The 2,467-nt window shown below is 71.1% G+C and carries 3 protein-coding genes; 1 reads left to right on the forward strand and 2 read right to left on the reverse strand.

Going from position 1 to position 2,467, the window contains the following annotated elements:
* The coding region (locus tag V7E09_RS15170; RefSeq protein WP_324523683.1) for a cation:proton antiporter at positions 1-1,420 on the reverse strand (1,420 nt) is incomplete at its 3' end.
* 24 nt (positions 1,421-1,444) lie between these two features.
* A complete protein-coding gene (locus tag V7E09_RS15175; protein ID WP_324509530.1) occupies positions 1,445-1,642 on the reverse strand; it encodes a hypothetical protein in 198 nt (65 codons plus the stop codon).
* A gap of 138 nt (positions 1,643-1,780) precedes the next feature.
* Between V7E09_RS15175 and V7E09_RS15180 the strand changes: the two genes are divergently transcribed.
* Positions 1,781-2,467: DeoD-type purine-nucleoside phosphorylase (locus tag V7E09_RS15180; protein WP_324523684.1), on the forward strand; the 687-nt coding region annotated here is incomplete at its 3' end.

Raw genomic sequence — 2,467 nt, forward strand, 5'->3', positions numbered from 1 at the left:
CGAGTTCGCTGCGGGCCCGTAGCAGCGCCGCCCGCTGGGCTTTGATCACGTCCACAGCCTCCTCGCCGGCGTGGGCGTCGACGGCGGCGCGCAGCACCTCCGCGACCTGTTGCCGTTCAGCGACCCGTTGCTCGGAATCCGGTTCGTCCGGGTCGTCGCGATACAGGCGCGCCGCCAGCGGCCCGACCGTGAGCCCCTGCCCGAGCAGGGAGATGGTCGCCACAGCGAACGCGATGAAGACCAGCAGCGGACGGTGCGGCGTCTCGGTCGGCAGCGTCTGCGCGGTCGCGACCGTGACGGCACCTCGCATCCCCGCCCACACGACGACGAGTCCCTCGCGCCGCCCCAGTGGTTGCCGCATGAAGTAGTCCAGGTCGGCGATCGCCCGGCGGATGCGCCGCCCGAAGCGAGCGATCTCCTCCCCGCCGAGCGTCCGCGAACGCGTCCGCCGCCGCTCCTCGCGCCGCTGGGTCCACGGGGGCGTGCGGGGTCCCTCCTCCTCGCGACGCCCGCCCGGGCGTGCAGGGCTGGGACGCACGGGCACGCTCCGGTCCTCCTGGGTGAGGACCAGCGGCTCACCCGACTCGCCTGCCGCGTCCACTTTGTCCTTCATCCGGTCGAGGCTCTCGGCGCGCGCCTGCCCCAGCCGGACGCGACGCTGCAACTGCCACAGCAGCGGCAACACGTAGGCGGCCCGCACCCCCAACGCGATCACGAGGGCCAGCACGGAGACCGCGAGCGCGATGCTCACGCCGAAGTCCCCGGTTGCCACGTCCTCGATGACGGTGGGCAACTGCAGACCCATCGTCACGAAGACCAGCCCTTCGAGGAGCCGCTGGACGCTGGCCCAGTTCTGCCGGTCGGAGAGTCGGTGCAGCGGCGGGAGCCGTCCGGCTCCGCGCAGGCTCGTCACCAGGCCCGCGACAACGGCCGCGACGAGCCCCGACGCATCCAGGAGTTCGGCGGGGATCGACGCCAGGAACGGGACGGTGAACGAGACGATGGTCGCGATCGTCGGCTCTTCGATCCGGGCCCGCACCCACAACGTGACGACGCCGACGATGCCGCCGATCGCCGCTGCCACGGCGACGGAGTAGGCGAAGGTGCCGACCGCGGCCCAGACCGAGAAGGTGCCCAGCGCCGCCGCGACGGCGGTGCGCAGCAGCACCAGCGCCGTGGCGTCGTTCAGGAGCGCCTCCCCCTCCAGGATCACGATGGCGCGCGAGGGGACGCCCGCCTTCTTCACGATGGCCGTGGCAGCCGCGTCGGTGGGGCTGATGATGGCCCCGAGCGCGGCACCCCAGGCGAAACCGACCCCGGGGATGAGCCAGGCGAAGACCAGGCCCAGCGCGACGGCGGTGAAGATCACCAGCACGACCGACAGCCCGGAGATCGCCGTGAACTCGCGGCGCATGCTCATCGGAGGCAACGAGACGGCGGCCGCTTAGAGCAGCGGCGGCAGCAGCACCTCCAAGACGAGGTCCGGCTCGACGACGAAGTCCGGCACGACGGGGATCAGGCTGATCAGCAGCCCCACCATGACCAGCAGCAAGGGGTCCGCGACCCCGATGCGGGGGCCGAAGACTCCCGCGGCCGCCACGAGCGCGAACAGGGCAACGCCCACCGCCACCATCTCCAGCATGGACGCCTCCTCGGGGGTCGGGGGGACGGCACCTGTCCCGCGTCGATCCTGCACCCCGCGTCAAGACCTGCATGGTACTTTCGGTGTTCCTTCGCGCCTCGACGTGACGCGGCGCACCGAGTTTTCTAGGAGCCCTGCATGGCCACACCGCACATCGCCGCCGAACCGGGTCAGATCGCACCGCTGGTGATGATGCCTGGCGATCCGCGTCGTGCCGACCGGATCGCCAAGGAGTACCTGGCCGACGCCGAACTCGTCTCCCAGGTCCGCGGCATCACCGTGTGGACCGGCACCTACCAGGGCGCGCCGATGAGCGTGATGGGGTCCGGCATGGGCATCCCGTCCATCTCGATCTACGCCACCGAGTTGTACCGTTTCTACGGCGTGCAGCGCATCGTTCGCGTCGGCACCTGCGGCGGGATGTCGTCCAAGGTGAACGTGGGCGACACCGTGGTCGGCACGTCCGCGCACACCAACGCGTCCCTGTCGACGCTGCTCGTGCCGGGGGTGAGCTTGTCCTGGGCTGCCTCGTACCCGATGCTGCGCGGGGCGATGGACGCCGCAGCCGAACTCACCGACGCCCCGGTCCACGCGGGCCCGGTGTACTCTTCGGATCTGTTCTACCTGGGTCGGGCCGAGATCGTGCAGGGGCTCGCAGCCCTGGGCACCCTCGGCGTCGAGATGGAGGCCGCCGGGCTGTATGCGGCCGCCGCGCAGGAGGGCACCGAGGCCCTCACGGTACTGACCGTCTCCGACCACCTCTTCGACAGCACCCACGACATGTCCGCCGAGGAGCGGGAGACGCTGTACGCGAACTCGGTGAAG

The organism is Propioniciclava sp., from assembly GCF_036744435.1.
In the GTDB taxonomy this organism is placed as follows: Bacteria; Actinomycetota; Actinomycetes; order Propionibacteriales; family Propionibacteriaceae; genus Propioniciclava.

What these genes read in the sequence shown, in the direction of transcription:
- V7E09_RS15175 (WP_324509530.1), bottom strand. Translation starts at nt 1,642, where the DNA reads ATGCTGGAGATGGTGGCGGTGGGCGTTGCCCTGTTCGCGCTCGTGGCG.